Source organism: Pseudomonas sp. FeS53a, from assembly GCF_000931385.1.
GTDB classification, from domain to species: domain Bacteria; phylum Pseudomonadota; class Gammaproteobacteria; order Pseudomonadales; family Pseudomonadaceae; genus Metapseudomonas; species Metapseudomonas otitidis.
The window spans coordinates 131,045-146,359 of the sequence record NZ_JYFT01000002.1; the positions used below are offsets into that span (position 1 = coordinate 131,045).

The 15,315-nt window shown below is 67.8% G+C and carries 11 protein-coding genes; 5 read left to right on the forward strand and 6 right to left on the reverse strand.

Going from position 1 to position 15,315, the window contains the following annotated elements:
• Window positions 1-27 precede the first annotated feature (27 nt).
• From gcvH to SZ55_RS00505, 5 genes are all read left to right on the forward strand, one after another.
• On the forward strand, window positions 28-402 hold the full coding sequence (gcvH, locus tag SZ55_RS00485; RefSeq protein WP_044399613.1) for a glycine cleavage system protein GcvH: 375 nt from the start codon (window positions 28-30) through the stop codon (window positions 400-402).
• A 12-nt stretch (window positions 403-414) separates the two neighbouring features.
• Window positions 415-3,282, forward strand: a complete 2,868-nt coding sequence (gcvP, locus tag SZ55_RS00490; RefSeq protein ID WP_044399616.1) for an aminomethyl-transferring glycine dehydrogenase — start codon at window positions 415-417, stop codon at window positions 3,280-3,282.
• 154 nt (window positions 3,283-3,436) lie between these two features.
• Entirely contained in the window at window positions 3,437-4,813 is a 1,377-nt protein-coding gene (locus SZ55_RS00495; RefSeq protein ID WP_044399619.1) for an L-serine ammonia-lyase, read from the forward strand.
• A 73-nt stretch (window positions 4,814-4,886) separates the two neighbouring features.
• Window positions 4,887-6,011 (forward strand): glycine cleavage system aminomethyltransferase GcvT, encoded by a 1,125-nt coding sequence (gcvT, locus tag SZ55_RS00500; RefSeq protein ID WP_044399623.1) that lies wholly within the window; start codon window positions 4,887-4,889, stop codon window positions 6,009-6,011.
• Between the two features lie 196 nt (window positions 6,012-6,207).
• Window positions 6,208-7,104 (forward strand): hypothetical protein, encoded by an 897-nt coding sequence (locus SZ55_RS00505; protein ID WP_044399626.1) that lies wholly within the window; start codon window positions 6,208-6,210, stop codon window positions 7,102-7,104.
• Window positions 7,105-7,119: 15 nt separating this feature from the next.
• On the opposite strand, the gene SZ55_RS00510 is transcribed toward SZ55_RS00505, so the two are convergent.
• From SZ55_RS00510 to SZ55_RS27025, 6 genes are all read right to left on the reverse strand, one after another.
• Window positions 7,120-7,731, reverse strand: coding sequence for a LysE family translocator (locus SZ55_RS00510; protein ID WP_044399629.1), 612 nt, complete (start codon window positions 7,729-7,731; stop codon window positions 7,120-7,122).
• A gap of 70 nt (window positions 7,732-7,801) precedes the next feature.
• On the reverse strand, window positions 7,802-8,554 hold the full coding sequence (locus SZ55_RS00515) for a substrate-binding periplasmic protein (protein ID WP_044399632.1): 753 nt from the start codon (window positions 8,552-8,554) through the stop codon (window positions 7,802-7,804).
• A 12-nt stretch (window positions 8,555-8,566) separates the two neighbouring features.
• Window positions 8,567-10,231, reverse strand: a complete 1,665-nt coding sequence (locus SZ55_RS27020) for an ATP-binding protein (RefSeq protein WP_052807494.1) — start codon at window positions 10,229-10,231, stop codon at window positions 8,567-8,569.
• Entirely contained in the window at window positions 10,228-11,778 is a 1,551-nt protein-coding gene (locus SZ55_RS00525) for a DUF3369 domain-containing protein (RefSeq protein WP_044399635.1), read from the reverse strand. The genes SZ55_RS27020 and SZ55_RS00525 overlap by 4 nt, the downstream gene beginning before the upstream one ends.
• Window positions 11,779-11,914: 136 nt before the next feature.
• A complete protein-coding gene (locus SZ55_RS00530) occupies window positions 11,915-13,723 on the reverse strand; it encodes an ABC transporter ATP-binding protein/permease (protein WP_044399638.1) in 1,809 nt (602 codons plus the stop codon).
• A gap of 178 nt (window positions 13,724-13,901) precedes the next feature.
• Window positions 13,902-15,110 carry a hypothetical protein gene (locus tag SZ55_RS27025; RefSeq protein WP_052807495.1) on the reverse strand — a complete coding sequence of 403 codons (1,209 nt, stop codon included), beginning with the start codon at window positions 15,108-15,110 and terminating at the stop codon, window positions 13,902-13,904.
• Window positions 15,111-15,315: the final 205 nt, after the last annotated feature.

Here is a 15,315-nt window from a genome sequence, read left to right on the forward strand (position 1 = left end):
CCGGGTTATCGCATCGAGGAGTTATCAATGAGCCAATTGCGCTTTACCGCTGATCACGAATGGCTGCGCCTGGACGCAGACGGCCTGGTCACCGTCGGCATCACCGACTTCGCCCAGGACGCCCTCGGCGACGTGGTCTTCGTTCAACTCCCCGAACTGCAACGCTACGCCAAGGGCGAGGAAGTCGCCGTGCTGGAGTCAGTCAAGGCCGCCAGCAACATCGTCATGCCGCTGGACGGCGAGGTGGTGGAAGTCAACGGCGAGCTGCCCGACACCCCCGAGCAGGTCAACGAGGACCCGCAAGGCAAGGCCTGGTTCTTCCGCATGCGCCTGGACGATGCCGGTGCACTGGATGGCCTGCTCGACCAGGCCGGCTACGATGCTTTGGTGAAGAACGCCTGAGGAACACCCGCCATGCCCATCCAGACCCGTTCCCTCGACACCGCCAACGAGTTCATCGCCCGCCACATCGGCCCGCGTGAGGCCGACATCCAGGCCATGCTGGACCTGCTCGGCCACAGCGACCTGGAAGCCCTGACCGCCAGCGTCATCCCCGAGTCCATCAAGGACAGCAGCGTGCTCGACCTGGCCCTGCCCGGCCAGGGCGAAGCCGAGGCCCTCGCGGCCATCAAGGCCATCGCCGCCAAGAACCAGCTGCTGCGCAACCACATCGGCCAGGGCTACTACCCCTGCCACACGCCGAGCCCGATCCTGCGCAACCTGCTGGAAAACCCGGCCTGGTACACCGCCTACACCCCCTACCAGCCGGAGATCTCCCAGGGCCGCCTGGAATCCCTGCTGAACTTCCAGACGCTGATCAGCGACCTCACCGGCCTGCCCATCGCCAACGCCTCCCTGCTGGACGAAGGCACCGCCGCCGCCGAGGCCATGACCTTCTGCAAGCGCCTGTCGAAGAACAAGGCCAGCAACGCCTTCTTCGCCTCCCGTCATTGCCACCCGCAGACCCTGGACGTGCTGCGCACCCGCGCCGAGCCCCTGGGCATCGAGGTGGTGGTGGGCGATGAGCGCGAGATCAGCGACGTTTCCGCCTACTTCGGCGCGCTGCTGCAGTACCCCGCCACCGACGGTGACATCCATGACTACCGCGATCTGGTGGAGCGCCTGCACGGCGCCAACGCCCTGGTGGCGGTCGCGGCCGACCTGCTGGCCCTGACCCTGCTGACCCCGCCCGGTGAGTTCGGTGCCGACGTGGCCCTGGGCAGCGCCCAGCGCTTCGGCGTGCCGCTGGGCTTCGGCGGCCCGCACGCGGCCTACTTCGCCACCCGCGATGCGTTCAAGCGCGACATGCCCGGCCGCCTGGTGGGCGTGTCCATCGACCGCCACGGCAAGCCGGCCCTGCGCCTGGCCATGCAGACCCGCGAGCAGCACATCCGCCGCGAGAAGGCCACCAGCAACATCTGCACCGCCCAGGTGCTGCTGGCCAACATCGCCAGCATGTACGCCGTCTACCACGGGCCCCAGGGCCTGACCCGCGTCGCCAAGCGCGTGCACCAGCTCACCGCCATCCTCGCCGAGGGCCTGGCCCAACTGGGCCACAGCGTCGAGCAGCAGCACTTCTTCGACACCCTGACCCTGGCCACCGGCGCCCGTACCGCCGAGCTGCACGCCAAGGCCCGCGCCCGGGGCATCAACCTGCGCGAGATCGATGACCAGCGCCTGGGCCTGTCCCTGGACGAAACCACCACCCAGGCCCATGTGGAAGAGCTCTGGGCGCTGTTCAGCGACAGCCAGGCCATACCGGCGTTCGACGCCCTGGCCGGCACCGCCGCCAGCCGCCTGCCCGCCGCCCTGCTGCGCCAGTCGCCGATCCTCAGCCACCCGGTGTTCAACCGCTACCACTCGGAAACCGAGCTGATGCGCTACATGCGCAAGCTGGCCGACAAGGACCTGGCCCTGGACCGCAGCATGATCCCGCTGGGCTCCTGCACCATGAAGCTGAACGCCGCCAGCGAGATGATCCCGATCACCTGGGCCGAGTTCGGCAACCTGCACCCCTTCGCCCCGGCCGAGCAGTCCCAGGGCTACCAGCAGTTGACCCAGGAGCTGGAAGCCATGCTCTGCGCCGCCACCGGCTATGACGCCGTGTCGCTGCAGCCCAACGCCGGCTCCCAGGGCGAGTACGCCGGCCTGCTGGCCATCCGCGCCTACCACCTGAGCCGTGGCGACGACCAGCGCGACATCTGCCTGATCCCGCAATCGGCCCACGGCACCAACCCGGCCACCGCCAACATGGCCGGCATGCGCGTGGTGGTCACCGCCTGCGACGCCCGTGGCAACGTCGACATCGCCGACCTCAAGGCCAAGGCCGAAGAGCACCGCGAGCGCCTCGCCGCGATCATGATCACCTACCCCTCCACCCACGGCGTGTTCGAGGAAGGCATCCGCGAGATCTGCGAGATCATCCACGCCAACGGCGGCCAGGTGTACATCGACGGTGCCAACATGAACGCCATGGTCGGCCTCTGCGCCCCGGGCCAGTTCGGCGGCGACGTGTCCCACCTGAACCTGCACAAGACCTTCTGCATCCCCCACGGCGGTGGCGGCCCGGGCGTCGGCCCGATCGGCGTCAAGGCCCACCTGGCTCCCTTCCTGCCCGGCCACGGCCATCTGGCGCGCAAGGAAGGCGCGGTCAGCGCCGCGCCCTTCGGCAGCGCCAGCATCCTGCCCATCACCTGGATGTACATCCGCATGATGGGTGGCGCCGGCCTGCGTCGTGCCTCGCAGCTGGCGATCCTCAACGCCAACTACATCGCCCGTCGCCTGGAAGAGCACTACCCGGTGCTCTACACCGGCACCAACGGCCTGGTGGCCCACGAGTGCATCCTCGACCTGCGCCCGCTCAAGGACAGCAGCGGCATCAGCGTCGATGACGTGGCCAAGCGCCTGATCGACTTCGGCTTCCACGCCCCCACCATGTCCTTCCCGGTGGCCGGCACGCTGATGATCGAGCCCACCGAGAGCGAGTCCAAGGAAGAGCTGGACCGCTTCTGCGACGCGATGATCCGCATCCGCAACGAGATCCGCGCGGTGGAGACCGGCGCGCTCGACGCCGAGGACAATCCGCTGAAGAACGCCCCGCACACCGCGGCGGAGCTGGTCGGCGAGTGGACCCACCCCTACAGCCGCGAACAGGCCGTGTACCCGACCGCCAGCCTGGTGGAAGGCAAGTACTGGCCGCCGGTGGGCCGGGTCGACAACGTCTATGGCGACCGCAACCTGGTCTGTGCCTGCCCGTCCATCGAGGCCTACCAGGACGCCTGACCGGCCCGTGAAGGTGGGAGCGAGTTCATTCGCGAATGAATTCGCTCCCACGCACCGCCTTGCGCTTCAACGGTCGGGCCGCACGGCCCGGCCACCCCGAGTGTCTACGCTGACCCAATAACAACGAGCACGAACCAGGCTCAGGAGCGACACCATGTCCCTCAGCGTCTTCGACCTGTTCAAGATCGGCATAGGCCCTTCCAGCTCCCACACCGTCGGCCCGATGCGGGCGGCCGCCCGCTTCGTCGAGGGCCTGCGGCGGGAGCACCTGCTGGCCAGCACCACCAGCCTCAAGGTGGAGCTGTACGGCTCCCTGGGCGCCACCGGCAAGGGCCACGGCAGCGACAAGGCCGTGCTGCTCGGCCTGGAGGGCGAGCAACCGGACAGCGTCGACACCGAAGCCGTGGAGGCCCGCCTGAAGGCCATCCGCGACAGCGGCGAGCTGCGCCTGGGTGGCGAGAAGCCCATCCGCTTCGTGGAGAAAGAGCACCTGGCGCTGATCCGCAAACCCCTCGACTTCCACCCCAACGGCATGATCTTCCGCGCCTTCGACGCGGCCGGCCTGCAGTTGCGTGCCCGCGAGTACTACTCGGTGGGCGGCGGTTTCGTGGTGGACGACGAGGCCGCCGGGCGCGACCGCATCGTCGAGGACCAGACGCCCCTCGCCTACCCCTTCAAGACCGGCAAGGAACTGCTCGCCCACTGCGCCGCCAGCGGCCACTCCATCAGCGCGCTGATGCGCGAGAACGAGAAAGCCTGGCGCAGCCCCGAGGAGACCAGCGCCGGGCTGCAGCGCATCTGGCAGGTGATGCAGGACTGCGTGAAGGCCGGCTGCCGCAAGGAGGGCATCATGCCCGGCGGGCTCAAGGTCAAGCGCCGCGCCGCCGCGCTGTTCCGCCAGCTCAGCGAGCGCCCGGAAGCCGCCCTGCGCGACAGCCTGACGGTACTGGACTGGGTCAACCTCTACGCCCTGGCGGTGAACGAGGAGAACGCCACCGGCGGGCGCGTGGTCACCGCACCCACCAATGGCGCGGCGGGCATCGTCCCGGCGGTGCTGCACTACTACACGCGCTTCGTCCCGGGCGCCAATGACGAGGGCGTGGAGCGCTTCCTGCTCACCGCCGCCGCCATCGGCATCCTCTACAAGGAGAACGCCTCCATCTCCGGCGCCGAAGTGGGCTGCCAGGGCGAAGTGGGCGTGGCCTGCTCCATGGCCGCCGGCGCGCTCTGCGAAGTCATGGGCGGCAGCGTGCAACAGGTGGAGAACGCTGCCGAGATCGGCATGGAACACAACCTGGGGCTGACCTGCGACCCGGTCGGCGGCCTGGTCCAGGTGCCCTGCATCGAACGCAACGCCATGGGCTCGGTGAAGGCCATCAACGCCGCACGCATGGCCCTGCGCGGCGACGGCCAGCACTTCATCTCCCTCGACAAGGTGATCCGCACCATGCGCCAGACCGGGGCCGACATGAAGAGCAAGTACAAGGAAACCGCTCGCGGCGGCCTCGCCGTGAACATCATCGAATGCTGAGTGCCGGTCCGTCGGGCGCCCAGCGCCCACGGACCCTCAATCGGTGCGCGCGGCGCACCTACAGGAAGACGGAATGACCACTGAAACCCTCGCCAAGACCCCGCTGCACGCACTGCACCTCGAACTCGGCGCGAAGATGGTGCCCTTCGCCGGCTACGACATGCCGGTGCAGTACCCCCTGGGCGTGCTCAAGGAGCACCTGCACACCCGCGACCAGGCCGGGCTGTTCGACGTCTCCCACATGGGTCAGATCCGCCTGCGCGGCAACCACGCCGGCCAGGCCCTGGAAACCCTGGTGCCGGTGGACATCATCGACCTGCCGGTGGGCCTGCAGCGCTACGCGGTGTTCATCGATGCCAACGGCGGCATCCTCGACGACCTGATGGTGGCGCGCCTGGCCCCGGATGAGCTGATGCTGGTGGTCAACGCCGCCTGCAAGGACCAGGACCTGGCCCACCTGCGCCAGCACATCGGTGACCAGTGCGAGATCGAACCGCTGTTCGAGGCCCGCGCCCTGCTGGCCCTCCAGGGCCCGGCTGCCGCCGACGTGCTGGGCCGCCTGGCCCCGGAAGTGAAGAAGATGACCTTCATGCAGTTCGGCAGCGTGCGCCTGGAAGGCGTGGAGTGCTACGTCAGCCGCTCCGGCTACACCGGCGAGGATGGCTACGAGATCTCCGTGCCCGCCGACAAGGCCGAGGCCCTCGCCCGTACCCTGCTGGCCCAGCCCGAAGTCCAGCCCATCGGCCTCGGCGCCCGCGATTCGCTGCGCCTGGAAGCCGGCCTGTGCCTGTACGGCCACGACATGAGCAGCGCCACCACCCCCATCGAAGCCAGCCTCGGCTGGGCCCTCTCCAAGGTGCGCCGTGCCGATGGCGCCCGCGCCGGCGGCTTCCCGGGCGCCGAGCGCATCTACGCCCAGCAGCGCGATGGCGTGGCGCAGAAGCGCGTCGGGCTGCTGCCCCAGGAACGCGTACCGGTGCGTGAAGGCGCGGAAATCGTCGATGCCGACGGCGCGGTGATCGGCCGCGTCACCAGCGGCGGCTTCGGCCCCAGCCTGGGCGGCCCCGTGGCCATGGGCTACCTGCCCGCCGACAAGGCCACGCTGGACACCGACGTCTGGGCCATGGTGCGCGGCAAGCGCGTGCCCATGAAGGTCGCCCGCACCCCCTTCGTGCCGCAGCGCTACTACCGCGGCTGACGCTTTACCCTCGATGCCCCACCGGCGGCCCCTCGCCGGCCCGGGGCCTTCAGGCGGCGGGTCTACCGCCGCCTTTTCTTGACCCTCTCCTTTCCCGTAAACACCCCTGAATCCGGTACGTGTGCCCAGCGACAATCGCCTGGCCTCTGGCATATCGTATGTGCCGGTCATCGCCCCGCCGTTCAAGGAGAGCCCTATGGGCAAGGAAAGAACCAAGAAGGACCGGATACGCTCCACGCCCCTGCTGGGCGGCACCCTCCAGAACGCCTCCGCCGACCATGCGTACGAGCGTATCCGCCACTGCTTCCTATTCTGCTTTTACGTGGAAATCACCTGCGACTACCTCAATACGCTTTATGGGACGACCCACGATCCCGCTACCGTCATCGCCGACAGCGCCACCCATCAGATCGATGAGGGCTACAAGAACCTGAAGGCGGACGAGTTCGACAAGTCCTCAAGTGCCCCTCAGGACCTGTCCATTACCGGCTACAGCAAGATGGATGCTGCGCACTTCAATAACCTGGGGCTTAACAGCGCATTCGTCGGCACGCTGGCCAAATACGCCAAGACAGACCCGATGGTGGCGCGCCTCAAGGAGTACTGCGAGACCACCTGCGGAAACACGCGACTGATGCCAAAGGCCATCAACATTGGCCCGGACAAGGCTGTGGACAGCGCCCAGACAGACTTCAAGAAGCTCCTGTTCGCCAGCAAGGTCATCGGCAGCCCCTGCGTCTCCATCAAGAGCATCAGCAGCTACATCCGCCTGGTCACCATCAGGCTGTCGATCTACAAGGCCCGCTACAAGCAAAAGAATCAACACGCACTGGTAGCCGCCATTCGGGGCTACAAACACGGTTTCGCGAGGGCGGAAGTCACTACGACCAGCACAGGCGCAAGCCAGCACGGTTCACTGCTGAGAACCCTGCGTGACGAAATCGAGTGGGTCGTGCGGGAGGTCAACGATCACCTCAGTCAGTTCACGTCACTGCCGAGCACGATCTCCAGGACTAAACGAATGCCCGGTAGCCCCCTGAAGGACCCTCAGGGTCTGTTCGACACCCGCTACTACCTGGACGACTCGCTCTAGCGGTCGGGGCCACCCTCAGCGCGTCAACGGCAACGCCAGCCCCGCCATCCCGAACAGCCCGCCGCACACCTGGTTGAAGCGCCGGCCGCTGCGCGCCAGCCAGGGGCGGACGCGGTGGGCCAGGCGGGCGAGCAGGTACTCCACCACGCATTCGATGATCACGAAGGTCAGGGTCATGACCACGCACTGCAGCCACAGGGGCCGTGCGGGATCGAGGAACTGGGAGACGAAGGCGCCGAAGAACAGGATCACCTTGGGGTTGGACAGAGCCGAGAACATGCCCTGGCGGAACAGGCTGAGGTTGCTGCGCCGGCCGACCTCGGTGCCGGCGTCCAGCTGGATGCCGGGCGAGCGCCAGAGCTGGATGCCGAGCCAGATCAGGTACAGGCCGCCGGCCACCTTGAGCAGGGTCAGTGCCTGGGCGGAGGCCTTGAGCAGCGCGCCGATGCCGAACATGGACAGCGCCATCAGCAGGGCGAAGCCGAGCGCGCCGCCGCTGATGGTGAACAGCGCCCGACGGTGCCCATGGAGGGCGCCATGGGACAGTGCCAGCAAGGCGTTGGGGCCGGGTGTGAGGGACAGGCCGAGGACGGCCAGCAGGTAGATCAGCCAGGTATGCAAGGCCATCGGGCGGGGCTCCAGGGCAGGCGCGAGGCGCCAGTCTAGCGAGCCGCCCCGGGCTGCGCGAGGCCGGCGTTCACTCCCGGTAGCGTTGCTGGAAGTCGGCGAGCATCTTCTGGTAGCGCCCCGTGCTGCGCAGGGCCTGCAGGCCCTTCTCGAACACTGCCGCGAGCCGCGCCCCATCCGGGTTGACCTTGGAGAAGGCCAGCCAGAAACCGTCCTCCTGCATCAACCCCACCTGTTTCACCCTGCCCCGAAATTCACCGCTCTGCTGGATGCGCATCAAGCCGGGCATGGTGTTCATCAGGATGTAGTCGACACGCCCCGCCGCCAGCATCTGCAGCAGCTGCGCATCGGAGTTGGCGGTGAAGCGCTCGATGGCCGGGTTCTCCATGAAGGCCGTCGGGTAGGTGTAGCCATTGGTGATGCCGACGCTGTGGCCGTCGAGGTCGGCGGTCTTCAGGTCCTGCCGGGGTTCGTCGGCGCGACCGAAGATGGCCAGGCCCTCCTTGAACAGCGGAGTCGGGTGCCAGACGTATTGGTCGCGGTTGGCGTCGGTGATGGTGACGTCGAAGCAGGCCACGGCCTGCTGGCCCACCTCTGCCAGCAGCAGGCAGCGGGAAAACGGCACGGTGAGGAACTGCACCTCCACGCCCTGGGTGGCAAACGCCTCGCGTACCAGCTCTGGTGCAAAGCCTTCGGGCTCGTTGCTGTCGAAACGCTTGGAAGAATAAGGTGCCCAGTCGTCCTCGGCGGCGATCACCACCGTTTCGGCCGCTACCGACCCAACACAGGCCGCCAGCACGACGGCCAGGAGCCATGCTTTCATCACGCCCCTCCTCTATTGGCGCGGGCCGGCGGGCCCGCCATTGGCCTCCACCAGTTGGCTCGGCAGCTCGCGGGGCATCCAGATCTGGAAGTGCACGCCGGCGCCGGGAGCGGACTCGAACTTCAACCGGCCATTGAGCTTGCGGGTGATCAGGTTGAAGACGATGTTCAGGCCCAGGCCGGTCCCACCCTCGCCGCGCTTGGTGGTGAAGAAGGGTTCGAAGATGCGCTCGTGCAGCTCCGCCGCTACGCCGCTGCCGTTGTCACGGTAGTCCAGCAGCACCTCGTCGCCCTCAGCCTTCAGGGACAGGACGATGCGCGCGGCCTGGGTCTCGGAGAAGGCGTGGCGCACGCTGTTCATGATGAGGTTGGCCACCACCTGGGTGAGCACGCCGGGCAGGCTCTGCATGGTCAGCTCGGCGTCGCAGTCCAGCACCGGCTCCACCGGCACCTTGCGGGTCTCGGGGTGCAGGCTGGTTATCAGGGCCTCCAGCACCTGGCGCACCTGGAACTGGCAGCGGGCTTCGGACACCTGGTCCACGGCGGTCTGCTTGAAGTTGGCGATCAGCCGCGCGGCGCGGCCGATGTTGTGGTCGAGCATGGTGCTGCTGTCCTGGGCGCGCTGCAGCAGGCTGCGGAAGGCGTCGCTGGTCAGGGTCTGGGCCTGGAACTGGCTCTGCAACTCGCCCAGCACCTCTCCCAGCACCGAGGAGGCGGTGACGGCGATGCCCAGCGGGGTGTTCACCTCATGGGCCACCCCTGCCACCAGGCCGCCCAGTGCCGCCAGCTTCTCGGACTGGATCAGCTGCCCCTGGGCTTCGCGCAGCTGGCACACGCTTTCAGTCAGCTCGCGGGTCCGCTCGGCGACGGTGGACTCCAGCTGGTCGGAGTAGGCCTTGAGCTTCTCCTCCCCTTCGCGCACCTGCCGCAGGTTGTCGCCCAGGGCCTGCAGGTGCTGGTTGGTGGCGCGCACCAGCACGCCGATCTCGTTCTCGGCGTGTCCGGCGGGCTCGCTGAGGCGGGCGTTCTCCGGGGCGGCGATGTCCACCCGGGCAATGGAGAAGATCAGCTGGCGCAACGGGCGGGTGACCCAGATATAGAAGATCAGCAGCAGGATCAGCGAGATGGCCAGGGCATAGACCAGGCCGCTGACCAGGGTCACCACGGCGCGGTGGAGGAACTCGCCGCCGTAGGGGAAGGTGTCCACTTCCACCAGCAGATCGCCCAGCCAACCGGCAGCGCCGATGCCGAGCTTCTCGGTGGACAGGCGCAGTTGGTAGTGGCGCGTCATGCCGAACAGCATGTCGTTGAGGGCGCGGCCTTCGGTCTGCGTCAGGCTGCGGGAACGGTCGGCGAACAGCTTGCCTTCCGGCAGCATGATCCGTGCGCCGACCACGCCGCGCTGCTCGAGCATGCCCTTGAGCAGGTCGTCGGCGGTGCTCTGGTCGAGGCTGAACACCACGGTGGTGGCCGGGTCGCGTACCAGGCCGAACAGGGCCTGCACGTCCGCGTCCGGCAGGTCACGGCTGCGCTCGTAGTCCAGCGCGATCTGCACCAGGCTGACCACCAGGCCCAGCGCCACCGCACAGACCAGGGTCAGGCGCAGCAGGCTGGCGGAAAGGCTGCGCCCGACAACGACCTGGCCTTGCTCGGGGCCGACAGGTGGCGCGGCGGTCATGAGTGGTGCTCGTCCGGGTCGTCGGGGTACTGGTCACGAATGGCGAAGAAGGCGTCCTGGTGCTCCAGCAGCAAATCCACCAGCTGCGGCTCGAAATGCCGGCCACGCTCGGAGCGGATCAGGTCCAGCACCTGCTCACGGGGCCAGGGCTCCTTGTAGGCGCGCCGCGAACAGAGGGCGTCGAAGACATCCGCCAGGGCGATGATCCGCCCCGACAGGGGAATGGCGTCCCCGGCCAGGCCCTGGGGGTAGCCGTTGCCGTCCCAGCGCTCGTGGTGGTTGCCGGCGATTTGCGCGCCCACCTGCATCAGCAACCGGCGGGAGCGCTGGAGGATGGCCACGCCGTAGTCGACGTGCTTCTTCATCACCACCCACTCGTCGGGGTCGAGCTTGCCGGGCTTGTGCAGGATGGCGTCGGGAATCGCCACCTTGCCGATGTCATGCAGCGGCGAGGCATGCTGGATCAGGTACACCTCGCGCTCCGGCAGGCCGTAGAGCCGCGCCAGCATTTCGCTGAACAGCGAGACCCGCTGCACGTGGGCGCCGGTCTCCTTGCTGCGCACCTCCACGGCATTGGCCAGGGTGTAGACCAGCTCCTTGGAGGTTTCCTGCAGGTCTTCCAGCAGGTTGATGTTCTCGAAGGTGATGGCCACGTTGCGCATGTAGATTTCCAGCAACTGCCGGTCCAGCTCGCTCAGCGGCTCCAGGTGGGTGACGTAGAGCAGGCTGGCACCACCGCGCTCGTTGCTGTGGTAGAGCACGTAGGCGTCGTCGTAGTGGCACGAAACCTTGGCCTCCAGCACCTGGCGGAAGCGCTCGGCGACATCACCAGGCAGGGTTTGCAGCGAGTCGTCGGCCTGGTAGCTGTGGAACTCGCCGGTGGCGGCCAGGGTGCGGGTCTGTTCGTGCCCTTCCCCGGGGCAGACCATGCAGTACAGCGCCGACTGCCCCAGGTGCAGCAGGGTGGTCAGTTGCTCCAGCACCGTGGAGGAGAACACCTTGAGGGTCGCGGCGTTCTGCACCTTGGCGCAGGCCTCCAGCACATGGCTCAGGCCCCGGCGCTGGGCCTCGATCACCCCCAGGTCGCGGTAGGAGCGCAGCATTGAATACAGCAGCGTGCGCAGCTTCTGGGTGGTGAGCTCGGTCTTTTCCTTGTAGTCATCCACCTCGTACTCGCGGATGACCCGGTCCTCCGGCGCCTGGCCGGCCTGCCCGGTGCGCAGCACCAGGCGCGTCATGCGGTTGTTGCAGGTTTCCCGCAGGTAGCGCACCAGGTCCAGCCCGGCGTGCTCGGTTTCCATCACCACGTCGATCAGCGCCAGGGCGATGTCGTCCCGTGACTTGAAAATGTCACGGGCCTGGGCGGCGGAATAGGCGGGAACCAGCTCCAGGGGTCGCCCCTGGAACTCGAAGCCGCTCAAGGCGAGCCGGGTGACGGCGTGTACCTCGGCATCATCGTCCACCACCAGCACGCACCACGGCGGGATCGACCGGGGGGCGGGCTGCGGCGAACTGGATGGGGAGGGGGAGTCGGCAAAAAAGTCCATAGCGCTCATCCTGGACAAGGCCCAATGCCAGCAGCATAGACGGCCCGGATGAAGCGACTGGATTTTTTGCGTGTAAGCCGCTGCGCGGCGGCCTTAGGACGCCCCGGAAGCCGCCTGGCTCCCGGGGCGCGAGGGGTCAGGCGAGGTCGCCGGCCTGCTCGCGCAGGGCCCAACCGCCCTGCCCGTCCACGTCCAGGCGGTGGGTATGGAACTGCGCCAGGGTGGCGCGGTGGCCGACGCTGACCAGCAGCGTCTCGTCCAGGTGCTCGCGCAGCAGCGAGTAGAGGGCGTGCTCCAGGCCTTCGTCCATGGCCGAGGTGGACTCGTCGAGGAACACCACACGGGGCCGGTTGAACAGCACCCGGGCGAAGGCCAGGCGCTGCTGCTCACCGATGGAGAGGATGCGCGTCCAGTCCTGGCTCAGCTCCAGCCGCTCGGCCAGGTGCGCGAGGTTGACCTGGCGCAGCGCCTGCTTCAGGCGTTCGTCATCCTCGGCCACGGCAGTGTTGGGGTAGGCGATGGCGGTGCGCAGGTCGCCCAGGGGCAGGTACGGGCGCTGGGAGAGGAACAGCGCCTGGTGCCCGCCGGGGCGGTACACGGTGCCTTCGGCATAGGGCCAGAGCCCCGCCAGCGCCCGCAGCAGGGTGGTCTTGCCGCTGCCCGAGGGCCCCTTGATCAGCAGCGCCTGGCCCGGCACCAGCTCCAACGCCAGGTCGGCCAGCAGGCGGTGCCCGTCGGGGCGCAGCACGTCGAGACTCTCGATGCGCAGGCCATCGGCGGCCTCGTGGGTGTCCACCTTGGGCAGCTCGCGGGCCTGCTGGTTGGCGTCGAGGAAGCCGGTGAGACGGTCCAGGGTCGCGCGGTACTGGGCGAAGGTGTCGTAGGAGGTGCGGAAGAACGACAACGAATCCTGCACCTGGCCGAAGGCCTGGGAGGTCTGCATCACGTCACCCAGCTTGATCGCCCCGCTGAAGAAGCGCGGCGCCTGGAGAATGAACGGGAAGACCACCGCCACCTGGCTCACCACCAGGTTGAAGCCGTCGAACTTCAGGCTCCGGTAGACCATGGCCCAGACGTTGCCGATCAGCGCACTGAAGCGCCCCAGCAATGTGCCGCGCTCGATGGCGGTGCCCTGGTAGAAGGCCACGTTCTCGGCGTACTCGCGCAGGCGCATCAGCGCATAACGGAAGTTCGCCGTGAGCTTTTCGTTGAGGAAGTTCAGCCGGATCAGCGGCCGGCCGAGGCGGAAGGCGATCCAGGTGGCGATGATCACGTAGATGTACACCGCGAAGACCATCGCCCGGGGGATCTCCACCCCGCCCACCGTCAGCGGTGCCGACAGGCCCCAGAGGATGCCGGTGAAGGCCACCAGCGACACCAGGGCACTCACCGCCCCCAGGGCCAGGGATACCGAGCCGGTAACGAAGGCGTTGACGTCCAGCTCGATGCGCTGGTCGGGGTTGTCCACCGGCTCGTCGAGGAACTGCCCGCGGTAGTAGGCATCGCCGTTCATCCAGTCGCCGGTCAGGCGCTCGGTGAGCCAGACCCGCCAGCGGATGTTGAAGGCCTGGGTGAGGTAGTAATTGAACAGCGCCCGCAGCACGTGGATGGCCGCCAGCACCGCGAAAATGCCGAGGAAGTACCAGAACGCCGTCTGGTCCAGGCCCTGCAACGCGCTGTAGAAGCCGTTGTACCAGAACGAGAACAGCACGTTCATGCGCACCGAGAACAGCGCCATCACCAGCAGCAGGGTGAAGACCAGCAGTGGCTTCCAGCTGCGCTTGGGGCTGAGGTAGGGGCCGGCGACCTGCCAGAACTGACTGCCCCAACGGGTGAATCGAACCGCCAGCGCAGCGGCGGCGGAGAACGCAACGATGGTGACCAGGGACGCGACAGCGAGCCAGCTCAGGCTCTCCTGCAGGGCCTTGCTCCAATCCATTTCCATGCTGGGTATCCGTGCTTCGGGGGAAGGGAACGACGCGGTCGGGCCGGAGCCCACCCCAGGCCACCGAAGCGAGGCGGTGGCGCTGTGTCGGCGCGCAGTATAAACAGCACCGGCCGCGTCGGAACATCCATCAGGGGCGGTGTCAGCCGGCGTTCAGCTGACCACCGCCCTGCCCGCCTCAGCCCTGGGCGGGCTGGCCGATGCAGGTGTAGCCGAAGGGGTTGTGGCGGATATCGCCCAGTTCGTAGCCGAAGTCCGGCCGCGCCAGGTACGGGCTCGACGGCTCGGCGGCGGGCTCGACCCCGAACGCGGCCAGGAAGGCCTGCTCGAAGCGCGCCACCGCCGCCTCCTGGGCCTCCAGGTCGACGGCTTCGTCCTCGGCGAAGCGGATCACGAAGTCCGGCAGGCCCAGGTGCTGCATGCCACAGGTGTAGAGCAGGTTCTCGTGGCCGATGGGCTTGCGCACGAACAGGCGGTACAGCGTCAGCAGCATGCGCCGCTGGTCACGGGTCTCCACCGACGCCTCCAGCGCGTCGATCAGCTCCTTCCAGCGCGCCAGGCCATGGGCCAGGCCCGCCGTCTCGACCTTGGCGGCCGTGACCAGCCCCTGCTCGATCAGGCGCCCCAGGGCCCGCGCCGCCGCCATCGCCGCAACGATGCGGGTGCGCTCGTGGTGAATGCGCGGCATCACGAAATAGGCGGTGGCGGTATGCGCCTCGATGGCCGCCTCGTCCTCCTCGGTCATGGAGGGCTCCGTGCGGTCGGCACAGATGCGGTAGGAGCGCGGCATGCGGTCGTCGTGCTCCAGCTCGCTGAAGGCCTCGTCCAGGCGGAAGGTCTCCAGCCCCATGGAGGCCGTCATCGACTCGAAGGTCTCGCGCAGCGCGTCGAAGCGTTCGAAGGTGCCCAGCACATTGAGAATGATGTCCGGCGGCAGGTCGGCCTTCAGCTCGGCCAGGCGCTGGTCCGCCGCACGGATGTAGGCCTCCAGCATCCCCAGGTAACGCACCGCGCTGGCCTGGACGGCCGGCGCCTGTTCCGCGAGCGGGAAGGTATCCAGGCAGTCCGCCCCCTCGCCATCCACCTCCATGGGCTGGAAGAGCAGCTCGTGGCGCTGCGCCTCGGCATCCGCCAGTTTGAAGATGAAATGCCGGTGGTCATCGAAGCCGTTGTCCGGCCCGGGGCCCGACTCGTTGGCCACCGCGATGCGGAATCGGTCCGGGAGGAATTCGACGTACAGCTCGACACTGTCGCCCTCCCCGTCCTCCAGCTCCAGCCAGTCATAGCTGTCGCCACCGGCCTCGTAGCGCAGGTAGTGCTCCTGCACGTAGTCGGTCTCCAGCAGCGCCTGGATACGGGCGTAATCGATTGCACTCAAGGGGTTCATGGCGGCCTCTGGCGGTCCTGGGATGGGGGCCGGGATCGACACGGCCCAAAGCCCGGCATCCTAAGGCAAAGCTGCCGCCGCGCCTGAGAAGCAAGTCGCGGCGGTTGAATGCGGTGGGAGGTCAGTGCTGGGGAAGCAGGATGGCGGGCCGGAATACGGTCGCCGGATAGCACAGCGCAGCCACGAACCACCCAAGAGCAGCGCA